This is a genomic window from Psychromonas sp. KJ10-5 (assembly GCF_055808325.1).
This window is the reverse complement of sequence record NZ_CM147864.1, coordinates 2,517,651-2,534,963: the sequence shown is the minus strand read 5'-3', so window position 1 is coordinate 2,534,963 and position 17,313 is coordinate 2,517,651. Positions and strand designations below refer to the sequence as shown.

General features: G+C 41.0%; 13 protein-coding genes, 2 tRNA genes and 3 rRNA genes. 10 read left to right on the top strand and 8 right to left on the bottom strand.

Translation table 11 applies throughout. The annotated features are described in order from the left end of the window. Window positions 1-49: 49 nt before the first annotated feature. A complete protein-coding gene (gene yaaA, locus AC0L3W_RS11145) occupies window positions 50-826 on the top strand; it encodes a peroxide stress protein YaaA (protein WP_409438873.1) in 777 nt (258 codons plus the stop codon). An 86-nt stretch (window positions 827-912) separates the two neighbouring features. On the opposite strand, the gene AC0L3W_RS11140 is transcribed toward yaaA, so the two are convergent. From AC0L3W_RS11140 to AC0L3W_RS11130, 3 genes are all read right to left on the bottom strand, one after another. Then, window positions 913-1,719 (bottom strand): Cof-type HAD-IIB family hydrolase, encoded by an 807-nt coding sequence (locus AC0L3W_RS11140; RefSeq protein ID WP_409438874.1) that lies wholly within the window; start codon window positions 1,717-1,719, stop codon window positions 913-915. Beyond that, window positions 1,707-2,720, bottom strand: coding sequence for an alpha/beta fold hydrolase (locus AC0L3W_RS11135; protein ID WP_409438875.1), 1,014 nt, complete (start codon window positions 2,718-2,720; stop codon window positions 1,707-1,709). Before AC0L3W_RS11135 ends, AC0L3W_RS11140 begins: the two co-directional genes overlap by 13 nt. Before the next feature lie 120 nt (window positions 2,721-2,840). Beyond that, on the bottom strand, window positions 2,841-4,556 hold the full coding sequence (locus AC0L3W_RS11130) for a proline--tRNA ligase (protein WP_290039383.1): 1,716 nt from the start codon (window positions 4,554-4,556) through the stop codon (window positions 2,841-2,843). A gap of 164 nt (window positions 4,557-4,720) precedes the next feature. Between AC0L3W_RS11130 and AC0L3W_RS11125 the strand changes: the two genes are divergently transcribed. Further along, window positions 4,721-5,269: a rhomboid family intramembrane serine protease gene (locus AC0L3W_RS11125; RefSeq protein WP_290039382.1), complete on the top strand. Its 549-nt coding sequence runs from the start codon at window positions 4,721-4,723 to the stop codon at window positions 5,267-5,269. Window positions 5,270-5,281: 12 nt separating this feature from the next. On the opposite strand, the gene tsaA is transcribed toward AC0L3W_RS11125, so the two are convergent. Together tsaA and rcsF are read right to left on the bottom strand one after the other, a co-directional pair. Then, window positions 5,282-6,025 (bottom strand): tRNA (N6-threonylcarbamoyladenosine(37)-N6)-methyltransferase TrmO, encoded by a 744-nt coding sequence (gene tsaA / locus AC0L3W_RS11120; protein ID WP_409438876.1) that lies wholly within the window; start codon window positions 6,023-6,025, stop codon window positions 5,282-5,284. Beyond that, complete coding sequence (rcsF, locus tag AC0L3W_RS11115) at window positions 6,000-6,380, bottom strand: Rcs stress response system protein RcsF (RefSeq protein ID WP_409438877.1); 381 nt, start codon at window positions 6,378-6,380, stop codon at window positions 6,000-6,002. Before rcsF ends, tsaA begins: the two co-directional genes overlap by 26 nt. A gap of 84 nt (window positions 6,381-6,464) precedes the next feature. Between rcsF and gmhB the strand changes: the two genes are divergently transcribed. The 8 genes from gmhB (at window position 6,465) to AC0L3W_RS11075 (ending at window position 15,506) form a co-directional block, all read left to right on the top strand. Then, entirely contained in the window at window positions 6,465-7,016 is a 552-nt protein-coding gene (gene gmhB, locus AC0L3W_RS11110; protein ID WP_409438878.1) for a D-glycero-beta-D-manno-heptose 1,7-bisphosphate 7-phosphatase, read from the top strand. Between the two features lie 529 nt (window positions 7,017-7,545). Continuing rightward, a 16S ribosomal RNA gene (locus AC0L3W_RS11105) occupies window positions 7,546-9,088 on the top strand. A gap of 158 nt (window positions 9,089-9,246) precedes the next feature. Next, window positions 9,247-9,323, top strand: a tRNA-Ile gene (locus tag AC0L3W_RS11100). 114 nt (window positions 9,324-9,437) lie between these two features. Further along, a tRNA-Ala gene (locus AC0L3W_RS11095) sits at window positions 9,438-9,513 on the top strand. 476 nt (window positions 9,514-9,989) lie between these two features. Continuing rightward, window positions 9,990-12,878: ribosomal RNA gene (locus AC0L3W_RS11090) — 23S ribosomal RNA — on the top strand. Between the two features lie 148 nt (window positions 12,879-13,026). Next, window positions 13,027-13,142, top strand: a 5S ribosomal RNA gene (rrf, locus tag AC0L3W_RS11085). Together the 16S, 23S and 5S rRNA genes with 2 tRNA genes alongside form the textbook arrangement of a ribosomal RNA operon. Before the next feature lie 804 nt (window positions 13,143-13,946). Continuing rightward, a complete protein-coding gene (locus AC0L3W_RS11080) occupies window positions 13,947-15,077 on the top strand; it encodes a DUF3541 domain-containing protein (protein ID WP_409438879.1) in 1,131 nt (376 codons plus the stop codon). A gap of 33 nt (window positions 15,078-15,110) precedes the next feature. Beyond that, entirely contained in the window at window positions 15,111-15,506 is a 396-nt protein-coding gene (locus AC0L3W_RS11075; RefSeq protein WP_290040767.1) for a DUF2391 family protein, read from the top strand. A 32-nt stretch (window positions 15,507-15,538) separates the two neighbouring features. Here the strand turns inward: AC0L3W_RS11075 and AC0L3W_RS11070 are convergent, their stop codons facing one another. Genes AC0L3W_RS11070 through AC0L3W_RS11060 form a run of 3 tightly spaced genes read right to left on the bottom strand, consistent with a single transcriptional unit; the run spans window position 15,539 to window position 17,275 of the window. Next, window positions 15,539-16,273: an SDR family NAD(P)-dependent oxidoreductase gene (locus tag AC0L3W_RS11070; RefSeq protein ID WP_290040766.1), complete on the bottom strand. Its 735-nt coding sequence runs from the start codon at window positions 16,271-16,273 to the stop codon at window positions 15,539-15,541. Continuing rightward, a complete protein-coding gene (locus tag AC0L3W_RS11065; RefSeq protein WP_409438880.1) occupies window positions 16,236-16,673 on the bottom strand; it encodes a thiol-disulfide oxidoreductase DCC family protein in 438 nt (145 codons plus the stop codon). The genes AC0L3W_RS11070 and AC0L3W_RS11065 overlap by 38 nt, the downstream gene beginning before the upstream one ends. Further along, window positions 16,670-17,275 carry a flavin reductase family protein gene (locus AC0L3W_RS11060; protein WP_290040764.1) on the bottom strand — a complete coding sequence of 202 codons (606 nt, stop codon included), beginning with the start codon at window positions 17,273-17,275 and terminating at the stop codon, window positions 16,670-16,672. The genes AC0L3W_RS11065 and AC0L3W_RS11060 overlap by 4 nt, the downstream gene beginning before the upstream one ends. Window positions 17,276-17,313: the final 38 nt, after the last annotated feature.

Here is a 17,313-nt window from a genome sequence, read left to right as displayed (position 1 = left end):
AATAGGGCTGAGGATTATTGCCTTATTTTTTTAAAGATTAGGAAAAAATATGATAGTTGTTATTTCTCCAGCTAAAACCTTAGATTTTGAAACACCGGCAACGACTTCTGAATTTACAGAAGCTAATTTATTGTCCGAAAGTCAGCGATTAATTGATCGTTGCCAAGAATTATCGATGCAAGATATCGCTTCATTAATGAAAGTCAGTGATAAAATCGCTGGATTAAATGTGGCTCGTTTTGCAGAGTGGAAAACACCTTTCTCATTAGACAATGATGCAAAGCAATGTTTGTTTGCTTTTAAAGGTGATGTTTATACTGGCCTTGAAGCGGAAACTTTAAGTGAAAGTACGTTACAATATGCACAAAAAAATCTGCGTATTTTGTCTGGCCTATATGGCTTATTACGCCCGTTAGATTTAATGTTAGCGTATCGTCTTGAAATGGGGACACGTTTAGATAATGAGCGTGGTACTAATCTGTATCAATTCTGGGGTGATTTGATCACTGAGCAATTAAATATGCAGTTAGTTGCACAAGATTCACAATACCTCATTAACCTAGCATCAAATGAATACTTTAAAGCTGTAAAACCTAAAGCCTTAAAAGCAAAAGTCATTACACCTATTTTTAAAGATCAAAAGAATGGCCAGTATAAGGTGATTAGCTTCTATGCTAAAAAAGCGCGTGGTTTAATGGCTCGTTATATCATGGAAAATGAAGTTACTGATATTGAACAGCTGAAAGCATTCACTGAAGCTGGATATTACTTTGTCGAAGCGGCTTCAAGTGACACTGAGTTAGTTTTCCAACGCGAAGAGCAATAATGCGTTTATTGGCTTAGCCGATACTGATTGATAAGTAAAAGCCGACTTTATTGGGATTACCCTAGTAAATCGGCTTTTTTATTGTGTTAAATAGTATTAGCTAGCGTTAAGATCGCGGCAAGTTTTACTGCCACACCATGCTCTTTCGAGGATTTAGTAACTTCTGCATTAGGCAGAGAATTCAATAGGTCTTTTTGTGAGTTCGCCATTAATATCGGCGTACCAATACTTTGTAGCATTTCAACATCGTTCATCCCATCACCAAAAGCAATACCTTGATCTGCTGTGAATCCCATTGATTGTAAAACAGTTTCAACTGCGGCACCTTTATTGGTTTTCGCTCCCATCACTTCTAAACATTTATCAAGAGAAAAGGTAAGGTTAACTCTGTCTGAGAAAGCGTCACTTAATTGATTATAAATTTGGTTGAGTTTATCTCTTTCTCCCCAAAAGAATATTTTAATGGTATTGGATTGATCAAGGGTCTTTAAATCCACCTCTTGGCACATAAAGTGACTATCGATACTCATCCCCATTAATGCTTGTAGAGAAAAATTTGCGTACCATTGTTGATCAGTAAATAAGTTTACTTGTACTGTTGGATCAAAGTCCATCTCACAGATTGCCGTTGCGATATCGTCAGGTAGGTTTTGTTTTAGAACAATCTTGCCATCTTGGTCATGAACACGTGCGCCATTAGAGGTGATGAGAGGAATTGGCTCACCTAAGGTATCTTGGATTTTTTTAGCTTCTATATAATGACGGCCGGTTGCAATGACAAATTTCTTACCACTTTGCTTCCATTGTTTAATAACTGCTTTAGTTTCACTTGATACTTGGTGGTCTGGACCAAGTAATGTTCCATCTAGATCTGAAATGGCTATTTTATACATGTTGACTTACCTTGTTGAGCGGATTTAAAGAAATCTAATGTTTGATTGAGCGCAGGTATTCTATATTGATCTTGTTCCAATAATATTTCATGCTTTGCACCTTCTACCCATAACAGTTGGCTTTCTTCACAATGACTACGATTGGCGAGAAATTGCTGTTGGCCTTTTTTAGTGACAATAGTATCTGCGCCTGCTTGAATTAATAATACGGGGATATTTATCTTTGTGGCATTTTTTACTGCTTTTTCTGTGGCGTATAAACTTCTATTCACCCAGCGCATAGTTGGCCCGCCTAGTTGAGTTTCTACCACTTGTTCAAAAACAGTGAATATGGCATTAAAGCGTTTTTCACTTGATGTTAATTCATTTTGTTCGAATATCCCCTTTTGGTATTCACCTACCTTGGGCGCATAACATGCTAGTTCATTAAATAAACTATATGCAGCATCACATATAAAGCTAATGAGTTTAGCTGCCCAAATTGGTATTTTTCCAGTATTAATGGAAAACATTGGGCTACAAAAAACCACTTTGTGAAAGGGATGTGATTGTTCTTGTAAATACAAGGCGCTAATTGCAGAACCCATAGAGTGAGCCAGTAAAAAGCATGATTGATAGTGTTCTTGTAATGATAATGAGTTAACAAAATAACGCAAATCCGCGACATAATGTTCAAACTCATGAACATGCCCCCTATGCAGGTCTCCGCCTAATCGACTTGATAGCCCTTGCCCACGATGATCAATTAAAAAAATATCGTAGCCTTGTTTGCTTAGATCAAAAGCGAGCTCTTTGTATTTAAACACTGATTCATTTCGACCTTGGCAAATAACAATGGCTTGTGAGTTGCCGGTCTTAATATGTACAGTATGAATGCTACCCTCATGCTCACTATCAAATGTATGTGTTGTGGCATGTTGCAGCCAGAAGTTATGAATCTCTGGTGAAAAATCATCGTTTAATAAATCTTCAGTATTGAGTTGATATTTATTGTCTAACATTCGCTGTGTACTCTACAAATTTTTCAATAAGTTTATCAGGATAAAGAGGAAAAATGAGATATAAAAAAACCACGCTAAAAAGCGTGGTTTTTAATGGTCAGGTATTAGACTAGATGATGATTAAGCTAATTTTGCTTTAATGAAAGCAATGGCTTCTTCAATCTTAACTTCTTCTTTCTCACCAGAAGCACGGTTTTTATATTCGATAACACCGTTATCAATACTACGATCGCCAATCACTAGTGTATGTGGAATACCAATTAACTCAGCATCAGCAAACATGATACCCGGGCGTTCTTTACGGTCATCTAACAATACTTCAATGCCAGCTGCTTGTAATTCTGCATAGTATTGCTCTGCTAACTCTGCAACGCGATGTGACTTTTTCATGTTCATTGGCACAATCACAACAGTGAAAGGCGCAATCACATCATTCCAGATAATGCCGTTTTTATCATTGTTTTGCTCAATAGCTGCTGCAACAATACGTGAAATACCTACACCGTAACAACCCATGGTCATTACTTGGTTTTTACCCTGCTGGTTTAATACTGCTGCATTCATTGCTTGCGCATAAGTATCACCTAACTGGAAGATATGACCAACTTCAATGCCGCGTGCAATTGATAAGGTACCTTTACCACATGGGCTTAGATCGCCTTCAACAACATTACGTAAATCTGCAACTTGGCCTAAATTTACATCACGGTTCCAGTTAATATTGAAGTAGTGTTTGTTATCAATGTTAGCGCCAGCAGAAAAATCACTCATCACGGCAACACTGCGGTCCACAATAAATGGCATAGGCAGTGATACAGGACCTAAAGAGCCAGGACCAGCTTTAACCAATTCACGGATTTCAGACTCATGGGCAAATGTTAAAGGAGAAGCTACTTCAGCTAGGTGCTCTGCTTTTATCTCATTCAGCTCATGGTCTCCACGAATAATCAGTGCGATTAAATCCGATTCACTCTCTTCAGAAGCTTTAACTATTAATGTTTTAACTGTTTTTTCAATCGCAATGTTATGTTCAGAAACAAGTTCAGCAATGGTTTTTGCATTAGGCGTGTCTACTAATTCCATCTCAGCGGTTGCAGCTGCTAGTTCAACCTGTGGGCCAAGAGCTTCTGCTTTTTCAATGTTTGCTGCATAGTCACTTTGATCAGAGAAAACAATCGCATCTTCACCGCTTTGTGCTAATACGTGAAATTCATGTGACGCACTTCCGCCGATGCTACCCGTATCTGCAATTACAGCACGGTACTCTAAACCTAAACGATCAAAGATACGGCAGTAAGCATCAAACATAGTTTGATAAGTCTTTTCTAAACATTCTTGGTCAAGGTGGAAAGTGTAAGCATCTTTCATAATAAATTCACGAGTACGCATCACACCAAAGCGAGGACGAGTCTCATCACGGAATTTAGTTTGAATTTGGAATAGGTTAAGTGGTAACTGCTTATAGCTATTCACTTCCTTACGTACTAACTCAGTGATCACTTCTTCGTGAGTTGGCCCTAAAACAAAATCACGGTTGTGGCGATCTTTAATGCGTAATAATTCACCGCCGAATTTATCCCAACGGCCAGATTCTTGCCATAAGTCAGCTGGCTGTACAACAGGCATTGATATTTCAATAGAACCCGCTCGTTCCATCTCCTCACGTACAATACGTTCAACTTTACGTAAAACACGTAAACCAGTGGGTAACCAGGTATATAAACCCGAGGCAAGTTTTCGAATCATCCCTGCGCGTAACATCAGCTGGTGGCTGGCAATTACTGCATCACTTGGTGCTTCTTTTTGAGTGGATAATAAATAATTGGTAGTGCGCATGGTGATCCTTGTTGATAGTTATCTATCGTATAACGAATATTAAGTTGGCTGATTTTAGCAGTCGATTGCTGTGGACTAAAGCATTGTTAGTTGATTTAAGTAAATAATATTGTGTTTTTTTATAAATTTTGGTTAGTTTTATAACTCTAGCCAAAGGAGTTAATATGCAAAGCTATTTTAAACCTGTCAAACACAGCTTAGTGATCATGTTATGTTGTGTCGTATTGTTACTGTTAAATACCGTTTTCCAGATCAACCGTTATGGCATTGCACCAAGAGAACTAAACCATTTAACAGGGATTATCTTTGCTCCTTTTTTACATGGTGATTGGGCTCATCTAGCCAGCAACTTCTTTCCCTTTGTTATTTTTTCATGCTTGATTGGACTGCATAGTCTAAAGCGCTTCTGGTTGGTGTTCGTATTATCTATATTAATGACGGGTAGTTTAGTTTGGTTATTTGGACGGGCGGCAAGTATTCATATTGGCATGAGTGGTGTTGTTTACGCAATGTGGGGATATTTAATCGTGTACGGCATCAAACAACGCCATTTTCGTGATCTGTTAATCTCTATCTTAGTTTTGGTTATCTATGGTGGATTGGTATTCGGTGTGTTGCCAAGCTCACCGAATATATCTTATGAAAGCCATCTTTTTGGAGCTTTATCTGGTGCATTGATAGGTTATCTTTTATCAAAGACCAAGCCAACATAAAGGACAGGAAGTTTAAATGTTATCAATCGATAATACATTGATCTTATCAAACTCGCATTGCCACTTGATATTAAAATCGGAGAGGTGCATTGCATAAACCTTAGTATCTACTTTTGATTTTTTATAAGCAGGCCTTGGATCTTGTTGTAATACTTCAATGATAAATTGCTTTAGCATTTGATATTCAGCAGGCAGATCAGCCAGCTGAGATAGAGACTGCTCACTAAAAGTGATAATCAGTGGCGAGCTAGGCGTTGTTTGTGCAAATCCAGCCGCTGCATCAGGTTTAGCATCTGCATAAGGCAAGTAAGGTTTGATATCGATAATGGGGGTTCCATCAACAAGGTCGATATTACTTAAAGAAAGAAATAACTTACCTTCACGTTGGATTAGCCCATGAAACCTCACTAATGATAAACCTATCGGGTTAGGTCGGTTAGGGCTGCGGGTCGCAAATACACCGACGCGTTTATTACCACCTAAACGTGGAGGTCGTACCATAGGGCTCCATGAATTCGCAGATTCGGAATCAGGGCAAAGGTTTTTATGAAAAGTGAAAATAAGCCATAAATGACTAAATTCATCTAAACCATTAAATGCATTAATATCATTAAAGGGCGGTAAGATCTCTAATTCAGCCTTTGCGCTGGGAACCAATCCAGGTTGCCTTGGAACAGCAAATTTCTCTTTATAAGGAGAATGTACCTTCCCTATAATAGTATGTTGTACATTAACCATTGGTTGGTTCTTCAACATCTAATGCTCTGCCGTAACAAATAACATTACTAACACAGCTTTCATCACGTTCAAAATTAATACAAGATTGGAAAATAACACCATTTGCATTCATATCAGCGGCATTAATACGAGCTTCTGTACGCGCTTCTGATTCACTGGCTGGCAAGTCGATTTCATCAATCTGACAACTACTCCCTTCAACTGCACCCAACACAGTATATTCAAGATCTAATAATTGATCCTTATTATAAACGGTCACTTTAGAAGGTTTGAAGTAGGTTTCAAAATTCTCTTTATCAACATTAGAGTGCAGTTGGTAATCACTACAACCTGCGATTAGGATAAGTAATGTAAGTATAAGTAGTCTATTCATGGCCGTTACTCTTTATTAATAGTAGGGAATAATAATGAATGGCATAATAACATTATTAAACAGCCCTGAAATAGAGAAGTGCAAATGAGTAAATCAAAACCAGCAGTATTTTTAGATAGAGATGGTGTTATCAACAAAGATAATGGCTATGTGTCAGAAAGTGATGACTTTGAGTTTCTAGAAGGTGCAATCGAAGCATGTATTGCATTAAAGAAAAAAGGTTACCTACTAGTTGTTGTTACAAACCAATCTGGTATTGCACGCGGTTACTTCTCGGAAGAGCAATTTCACACATTAACCGAATGGATGGATTGGTCGATGGCTGATCGTGGTGTTGATTTAGATGGTATCTATTATTGCCCACATCATAGTGAAGCTGGTATCGGCGAATTCAAAATAGATTGTGAATGCCGTAAACCAAAGCCTGGTATGTTGAGTAACGCTATTGACGATTTAAGTATAGATGTTGAAAACTCAATTTTAGTAGGAGATAAGGTGTCAGATATTCAAGCTGGTATTGCAGCTGGAGTGAAAACTAACTACTTGGTACGTACTGGTAAAGCAATAACAGAAGAAGGTGAAACTTTAGCAACAGCCATTTTTGATGATTTGACGGCAGTTGTTGAAAGTATTTAATAACTCTGTGGATAAGTTGCACATATTTGTGTGTAACTTGTGCCCAAGAACAGTATAAAAATTAATTGCAAATAATCGTAATAAAACGCTTGCCAATGAGATCTTAATCCCTATAATGCGCACCCACAGACACGGGACGGAACGCAAGTTACCCAGCGAGTTTGAGAACAAAATAAGGTTAACGATTCAAACTTAGGTTTGAAATTAAGTTTTGCCGAATGGCAATTTTTCATGTTTTAAAAAGATTAATTATCTTTTTGAAAACATTAAATAAAAGACCTTGACATTGTTTGAAAGGCGCGTAATATATGCCGCCTAGCCGAAAGGCACGCTCTTTAACAATTTAATCAAACAATCTGTGTGAGCACTTATTGTTGATGTGATTTCAAAAAATCAAAGTCCTACTTGTTAGGCAACATCAATAGAAGTGACACACGAATTAATTCATTAATTCAGAATAACATTGTACTTAGGTACATAGTTTTAGTCAGTAATATTGAGTCGCAACTTAGGTTGCAAATTAAACTTTAAATTGAAGAGTTTGATCATGGCTCAGATTGAACGCTGGCGGCAGGCTTAACACATGCAAGTCGAACGGTAACAGAAAGTAGCTTGCTACTTTGCTGACGAGTGGCGGACGGGTGAGTAATGCTTGGGAATATGCCTTATGGTGGGGGACAACAGTTGGAAACGACTGCTAATACCGCATAACATCTCCGGATCAAAGTGGGGGACCTTCGGGCCTCACGCCATAAGAGTAGCCCAAGTGGGATTAGCTAGTTGGTAAGGTAATGGCTTACCAAGGCGACGATCCCTAGTTGGTCTTAGAGGATGACCAGCCACACTGGAACTGAGACACGGTCCAGACTCCTACGGGAGGCAGCAGTGGGGAATATTGCACAATGGGCGCAAGCCTGATGCAGCCATGCCGCGTGTGTGAAGAAGGCTTTCGGGTTGTAAAGCACTTTCAGCGAGGAGGAAAGGTTGTACTTTAATAGAGTGCAGCTGTGACGTTACTCGCAGAAGAAGCACCGGCTAACTCCGTGCCAGCAGCCGCGGTAATACGGAGGGTGCGAGCGTTAATCGGAATTACTGGGCGTAAAGCGCGCGTAGGCGGTTAATTAAGTCAGATGTGAAATCCCAGGGCTCAACCTTGGAACTGCATTTGAAACTGGTTAACTAGAGTTTTGTAGAGGGTGGTAGAATTTCAGGTGTAGCGGTGAAATGCGTAGAGATCTGAAGGAATACCAGTGGCGAAGGCGGCCACCTGGACAAAGACTGACGCTGAGGCGCGAAGGCGTGGGGAGCAAACGGGATTAGATACCCCGGTAGTCCACGCAGTAAACGATGTCTATTAGAATTTTGTGGCTATATGCCGTGGGATTCAAAGCTAACGCATTAAATAGACCGCCTGGGGAGTACGGCCGCAAGGTTAAAACTCAAATGAATTGACGGGGGCCCGCACAAGCGGTGGAGCATGTGGTTTAATTCGATGCAACGCGAAGAACCTTACCATCCCTTGACATCCAGAGAATCACCTAGAGATAGATGAGTGCCTTCGGGAACTCTGAGACAGGTGCTGCATGGCTGTCGTCAGCTCGTGTTGTGAAATGTTGGGTTAAGTCCCGCAACGAGCGCAACCCTTATCCTTATTTGCCAGCGGGTTATGCCGGGAACTCTAGGGACACTGCCGGTGATAAACCGGAGGAAGGTGGGGACGACGTCAAGTCATCATGGCCCTTACGGGATGGGCTACACACGTGCTACAATGGCAAATACAAAGGGCTGCTAACCAGCGATGGTATGCGAATCTCCTAAAGTTTGTCGTAGTCCGGATCGGAGTCTGCAACTCGACTCCGTGAAGTTGGAATCGCTAGTAATCGTGGATCAGAATGCCACGGTGAATACGTTCCCGGGCCTTGTACACACCGCCCGTCACACCATGGGAGTGGGCTGCACCAGAAGTCATTAGCTTAACCTTCGGGATGGCGATGACCACGGTGTGGTTCATGACTGGGGTGAAGTCGTAACAAGGTAGCCCTAGGGGAACCTGGGGCTGGATCACCTCCTTACGTAAAGAAACACATCCTTTGTACTTAGGTACATTGGCGCAAGTAATAATGAGTGCCCACACAGATTGTTTGATTGAAATGTAAAAGAGAATAGATAGACCTTTTATCTTGGCTCTGTTAATTAGTTGGTCTCCAACAATTAAATAGAACTAAAAATTGGGTCTGTAGCTCAGTTGGTTAGAGCGCACCCCTGATAAGGGTGAGGTCGGCAGTTCGAATCTGCCCAGACCCACCAAAATCACACTACTACTGCGTTATAAAGCGCGTCGTTTAGTGAACTAAACGTCCTTACTTTATGCCTTGTATTAGCATGATTTGGTAACAAATAAAAAACTATCTATACCATGTTGGGGCTATAGCTCAGCTGGGAGAGCGCCTGCCTTGCACGCAGGAGGTCTGCGGTTCGATCCCGCATAGCTCCACCACTTCATCTTGTTTCAAGTTTGATGTGACCAACATGATAGAAGCCTTAGATAAGTTACACTATTTATCTAAGGCTTTTTTTAACGAAAAAGTCTGCTCTTTAACAATTAGGAAAGCTGATAAATGTTCTTATTTATCGCACAAAAACAATGACACTTAGTGTTGATTGGTGTGATAAATAAAACGAAATGTTTAATTCATTACGATGAATTAAACGAGTTCTCAATATTAAAACTTCGGTTTTAATATTGTAATCAAGCAAAAATAAAATGCACATTACATGCAAATGTAATGAGTACGTATCTACACACTCTTCTGAGTGTTAGGTGCACGAAAAACGTAAACGTTTTTCATATGTAAATATGAGAGTCGCAAGCGTCTTGGAAACAACATACAGCAACCCAGTTGCGTATTTATGCAATTTAGGATGTTTTTAACATCATATAAATTGCTTAATGACACTTCTTAGGTGTTGTATGGTTAAGTGAATAAGCGTGCACGGTGGATGCCTAGGCAATTAGAGGCGATGAAGGACGTGGTAATCTGCGATAAGTCCAGGGGAGTTGATAACAAGCGTTATATCCTGGAATTTCCGAATGGGGCAACCCGGCACTTAGTGTCATCGTTATGTGAATACATAGCATAGCGAAGCAAACGAGGGGAACTGAAACATCTAAGTACCCTTAGGAAAAGAAATCAACCGAGATTCCGAAAGTAGCGGCGAGCGAAATCGGAACAGCCCTTAAGCTGTTTAAAAGTTAGTGGAAGGCTCTGGAAAGTGCCACGGTACAGGGTGATAGTCCCGTACACAAAAACTTCTTTACAGTGAAAACGAGTAAGTCGGGACACGAGAAATCCTGATTGAATATGGGGGGACCATCCTCCAAGGCTAAATACTCCTAATTGACCGATAGTGAACCAGTACCGTGAGGGAAAGGCGAAAAGAACCCCTGTGAGGGGAGTGAAATAGAACCTGAAACCGTGTACGTACAAGCAGTAGGAGCGGATTTATTCCGTGACTGCGTACCTTTTGTATAATGGGTCAACGACTTAATTTCAGTAGCAAGGTTAACCATTTAGGGGAGCCGTAGGGAAACCGAGTCTTAACTGGGCGAATAGTTGCTGGGATTAGACCCGAAACTTGGTGATCTAGCCATGAGCAGGTTGAAGATTGAGTAACATCAATTGGAGGACCGAACCCACTAATGTTGAAAAATTAGGGGATGACTTGTGGCTGGGGGTGAAAGGCCAATCAAACCAAGAGATAGCTGGTTCTCCTCGAAAGCTATTTAGGTAGCGCCTCATGTATCACTGTTGGGGGTAGAGCACTGTTAAGGCTAGGGGGTCATCCCGACTTACCAACCCTTTGCAAACTCCGAATACCAACAAGTGCAATCATGGGAGACACACGGCGGGTGCTAACGTCCGTCGTGGAAAGGGAAACAACCCAGACCGCCAGCTAAGGTCCCAAAGTATATGTTAAGTGGGAAACGATGTGGGAAGGCTTAGACAGCTAGGAAGTTGGCTTAGAAGCAGCCATCTTTTAAAGAAAGCGTAATAGCTCACTAGTCGAGTCGGCCTGCGCGGAAGATTTAACGGGGCTAAACATATCACCGAAGCTGCGGACGCGTATTTATACGCGTGGTAGAGGAGCGTTCTGTAAGCCGTCGAAGGGAAAGGTGTAAACCATCCTGGAGGTATCAGAAGTGCGAATGTTGACATGAGTAACGATAAGGGGGGTGAAAAACCTCCCCGCCGGAAGACCAAGGGTTCCTGTCCAACGTTAATCGGGGCAGGGTGAGTCGACCCCTAAGGCGAGGCCGAAAGGCGTAGTCGATGGGAAACGGGTTAATATTCCCGTACCCTTATATTTTGCGATGGGAGGACGGAGAAGGCTAGGTGGGCCTGGCGATGGTTGTCCAGGTTCAAGAGTGTAGGCGGGAGATTTAGGTAAATCCGGATTTCTATTAACGCTGAGACTCGATGTCGAGCTACCAAGGTAGTGAAGTCATTGATGCCATACTTCCAGGAAAAGTCTCTAAGCTTCAGGAATATAAGGATCGTACCCCAAACCGACACAGGTGGTCAGGTAGAGAATACCAAGGCGCTTGAGAGAACTCGGGTGAAGGAACTAGGCAAAATGGTACCGTAACTTCGGGAGAAGGTACGCCCTTGACGGTGATGAGACTTGCTCTCTAAGCTGTTGGGGGCCGAAGATACCAGATGGCTGCAACTGTTTATTAAAAACACAGCACTCTGCTAAATCGTAAGATGACGTATAGGGTGTGACGCCTGCCCGGTGCCGGAAGGTTAATTGATGTGGTTAGACTTAGGTCGAAGCTATTGATCGAAGCCCCGGTAAACGGCGGCCGTAACTATAACGGTCCTAAGGTAGCGAAATTCCTTGTCGGGTAAGTTCCGACCTGCACGAATGGCGTAATGATGGCCATGCTGTCTCCACCCGAGACTCAGTGAAGTTGAAATCGCAGTGAAGATGCTGTGTACCCGCGGCTAGACGGAAAGACCCCGTGAACCTTTACTATAGCTTAGCAGTGAACTTAGAGCCTACATGTGTAGGATAGGTGGGAGGCTTTGAAACCGCGTCGCCAGATGCGGTGGAGCCAACCTTGAAATACCACCCTTGTATGTTTTGAGTTCTAACCATGGCCCCTGAATCGGGGTTTGGGACACTGTTTGGTGGGTAGTTTGACTGGGGCGGTCTCCTCCCAAAGAGTAACGGAGGAGTACGAAGGTTGGCTAATCACGGTCGGACATCGTGAGGTTAGTACAATGGTATAAGCCAGCTTAACTGCGAGACAGACACGTCGAGCAGGTACGAAAGTAGGTCATAGTGATCCGGTGGTTCTGAATGGAAGGGCCATCGCTCAACGGATAAAAGGTACTCCGGGGATAACAGGCTGATACCGCCCAAGAGTTCATATCGACGGCGGTGTTTGGCACCTCGATGTCGGCTCATCACATCCTGGGGCTGAAGTCGGTCCCAAGGGTATGGCTGTTCGCCATTTAAAGTGGTACGCGAGCTGGGTTTAGAACGTCGTGAGACAGTTCGGTCCCTATCTGCCGTGGGCGTTTGAGAATTGAGAGGAGCTGCTCCTAGTACGAGAGGACCGGAGTGGACGAACCGCTGGTGTTCGGGTTGTTATGCCAATAGCATTGCCCGGTAGCTACGTTCGGAATCGATAACCGCTGAAAGCATCTAAGCGGGAAGCGAGCCTCAAGATGAGTTCTCACTGGAACTTTAAGTTCCCTAAAGGGCCGTTGGAGACTACAACGTTGATAGGCAAGGTGTGTAAGTGCGGTAACGTATTGAGCTAACTTGTACTAATTACCCGTGAGGCTTAACCATACAACACCTAAGTAGTGTTGCTGTTAACCAAGAGAGTCAAAGAAGACGTTAAAATATAACGCTTGTGATAGCGTATTTACATAACTGCGACGATTATATAGAACAAATAAAGAACATTAGACTGTCATTTTCCTAATTAAATTTTATGCTTGGCGGCCATAGCGCTGTGGTACCACCTGATCCCTTGCCGAACTCAGAAGTGAAACGCAGCTGCGCCGATGATAGTGTGGGGTCTCCCCATGTGAAAGTAGGTCATCGCCAAGCGCCTAATTCGAACAATCCCTGTTGACTATGTCAGCAGGGATTTTTTCGTTATTAGCTGTTGGTTTTATAGCGACTTGAGCATGGGGTAAATAAAGTGCCACGTAGTGGCTGGCCTTATGTGTGATAGCTAGGGGCGAATGATACGCCAGTATCGGTTTATGAGCGGGCTAAGCTCCGCGTGCCCTGGTGGATCCGCGACAGCGATGGCCCACGAGTGGAGGAGCGCTGCGACGACTTTCCATCGCCAAGCGCTTCTTTAAACGAACCTTGTTGACTAACATCGACAGGGTTTTTTTATGTTTAAAATTCGACTATATCTGAGTCTATCGTTATTTATATATCAATTGACGACACATCTTTTAAGGGGCGCTGGCTTCAGCCTGCAGTTGTTTGTGTTGGTTTTTAGGGATTTATCGAGTATTGATTGGTTAATCGCAGTTAATCATTGTATCCGACGATTAGTCTCTAGGAATAAACGTTCCAATATTGAATTGCATAGATTAAAAAGCGAAACCTGCGAATTATTGTTTGAATCTTGTCATCTTCTTAATTGTGCCCGATAGTTTCAGCATCAACATTTCTTGATTAGTATTGATATCAGATAATTAGAAAATGTCTATTTGGTAATAGCAACTTAAGCATTTAAACAATGTCTTATTATTCATTACTTTGTTAATACGTTATTAAACATAGGCTTATTTTGCTAATTTTTAAATTTTTAGTAGATAGTATTAGGCTTTATAGAATGATCAGGGTATTAATGTATTGGTATTAAAGGGTACTTATATTGATAAGGAAATAGTTATGAAATCACTCATGCTCAGTCTAGTGGTTGTTTTATGTTTATTGATTACAATGACTTTTTTTGAGCCTCTTAATCAAAATACTGATACACATGCTGTTTCTCAAAGTATTAGTAACCAAACTATTATTGGCAATGCATTTAAACAAGATGCTGCTTTGATCCGCAATACCTATGAATCTCAGTTATATACCTTATCTGCTTTCAAATCTGGCCACTATGGGCTGAGAATGTACCGTCAAAGCTTAAATGACAAGTATGCTGCTGCGATATGGTCAGACATGGCACGTGTAGCAAGTCGCTTGAATTACTTTAGCAGTGAAGTGCATACACCTGAGCAAATAATTGACTATTCAGCAAAGCGTATTAATAACTACTTAAGCGATGTAAGTGAACGAAGCGTATTACGTTATCAGGTTACAAAAGCGATACCTGAATATTTGTACCTTGGTGTTGATTTATTAGGGTCTATGGCGCGTGCAAACGAATATGGTTTAAAGCATCAACAGGATGCTAAGTTAAGAGACGTTATACGTCGTTATAACTTTACTACCTATGCGACCAATCCAGAGATGATAAAAGCTTGGGCTGCACAGTTAGCTAATCAAGTATACTGGTTAAAGCAACTAGGTGAGCAGGATGTAACTGAAGAATTTATAGAGGCATTCAGAGAAACCTATCCAGATCATCAAGATCAGCAATTATCTGAACAACAGTTAATTAACAAAGTGTATGGTTTAACACATATTATCTTCGCCGCTTCGGCATATTACCAACATCCAATTAAAGAAACTGACTTTCAATGGATCTATGATTATTATCGAAACAATATCGACATGATTATTAAGCGTACCAAAGAGGATGTAATTGCAGAAGTTGGTATTAATTTTTTACTCGCCGGTTTAGCTGATGATCCTGTGGTGCTTCAAACACAAAGTGTTATCCAAAAAGCATTAGATAGAGAGCATGGTTTAGTGCCTTCTGTAGATGGAGAGTTTGATCTTAAAAAAGGAGAGCACCGTAATGTGTTAGCGATTATGTTATTGGATTGGAGGGGCGTACATCAAGCTCCAACTGTAAGTGCGCAGCCAGATCTGTTTAACTCTGTTCCTTATGGCCTTGTGCCTAAGTAGCCTCCGTAACGACTATTTTTAATAAAGGTTTATATGAAATACAGTTTTAATGTAGAAGATGCAGGGCAAATATTTGTAGGTGCATTTGCATTAGCAGTTCCGGTTTCTTTTTCAGAAGAGGCATGGCACCTTGGCGAGACATTACCTACAGGTAATTTGTTAATGTTATTGTCGTTATCAATTTTATTTTTAAGTCTATATACCTACCATAGTGTTTTTCAAACCAATATTCAGCATAGACGCTTTGTTTTTGTCTTTCGTATTGTGATCGCTTATTTAATGACAGCGTTTGTAGTTGCACTCGTATTGCTATGCCTCAATAAATTGCCATTCATTGATTCCCCTTGGACTGCCATCAAACGTATTATCGTTATCAGTATGCCTGCATCGATGGGGGCAATCGTCGTAGATAGCTTTGATAAAGAGTAAGGGGCTTTTATCACCCTTACTCTGTTGATTTTTTACCAGGGAATACTTTCTCCTTTCCAATCTAGGAAGCTAGCTTCACCATCTAGTTGGGTGTTCGCTACGATATCAAATAATTGAGATGCAACAAATTCACTAGTAAACAATTTACCTGCCGGCACATTTTTCTGAAATGGTTTGGATAAAGGACTGTCAGTTGTACCCGGATGAAACGAAATAAGTTTGATATTTTTAGCGGTTCTAGCAAGTTCAATAGCTGCTGATTTTAACAACATATTAGTCGCAGCTTTAGAAGCGCGATAGCTATACCATCCACCGATTTTATTATCAGAAATACTAGCTACTCTTGCAGAAAAAATAACAATTTTACAGGTTTGCTTTCCAGATAAATATGGGACCAGGTTTTTCAGCCATAACATAGGCGTGATGGTATTGGCATTGATAACCTCTGTAAAACTATCCACATCAAATGCCTGTAAGCGTTTCTCAGGGGTAATATGTTTGTTGTGTAATAATCCATGACAGATAAAGACATTGGTAATCAGTGTTTCTGCATCTTCCTTAATGTTATCAATGGCCTCATTAATAGAATGCTCTTGATAATCGACTAAAGCGATGACTTTACTGTTATGGAATAGAGGCTGTTGATAAAAGCTAGGATCTCGAGTGATAACAATCAGTGCGTTGTCATTTTCATGTACTGTTTGCAACGCTAATGCTTTCGCTATTTCACTATTTGCTCCGATGATTAATGTCGTTGGGTTTGCCATAACAGGTTCCTTGTTCACAGTGTTTAATACCTATACCAAAACGTTGGTAAATAAAGTTGGAAATGGGCTGACGATATCTAGCGACTAACAGATAAACTTGATGCGAAAGTGGCCTAATAATTGGCCATTGTAGTGGGGCAACTAACCAGCCTTTACCTACTAGTGTCCATGCTCTGTGCGTGACATCTAAACCTAGTAGTACTTTTCCTTTATATTGCCCATGTAAAATAGCTAACCCTTGGTCAATGTCGATCTCAGGGTATATTGTTTTAAAATCTTCTTGGTGCAGATCTACAAGTAGGATTTGATTATCTTTGTCCTGCTCCTTTAACTTTTGCATCTCTAAGGTGCATAGCGGGCATTGCCCATCAAAGAAAATAGTGAGTTGTTGTGTATTCATTTTGAAGACTCTATTTCATGGAGTGGAATATCTGGTTTTGCATAACTTAACCGGCTTAATCGTTGGCTACTGTGGTAACTATCTAACCCTGAAATAGTGACCGTTTGTAATGCTTCTATATCAATATAACCATCTTTTTCAATCACACTTTCTTCGCATAATACATCGGTAATTTCACCAATCACCATTTGCGTATTGTTAAGTGGAATAGGCATTATCTCTTTTAATTTAACCACATATTTTAAATTGCTTTGTTTAACAAAAGGGACGTTATCAATATAACCGCACTCTAGCCCTGTCATATCAAACTCACTGTCATCTATCGAGTAACGTGCTGATGTTTGATGTGCTTGTTGGTAAAAAGCCTCAGAGACTTGATTAATTGTATAAGTCTGAGTTTCAATAATATTATCTAGGGTATGTCGTTGACCAGTGTCAGGACGCATAATGAATCCAACCAATGCAGGAGATGCACCCAAATGCACTATTGAACTGAAGATAGCAACGTTCGTGTTACCTTGATTGTCTTGTGTAGCAATTAAGTTGGCACTTTTAAAGCCCGATAAGCTATTAATAAATCGAGCTCGATACCGTGAAGGCATCTGTTTCATGTGCTGTTGATTAAAATGTTGAATAGCGA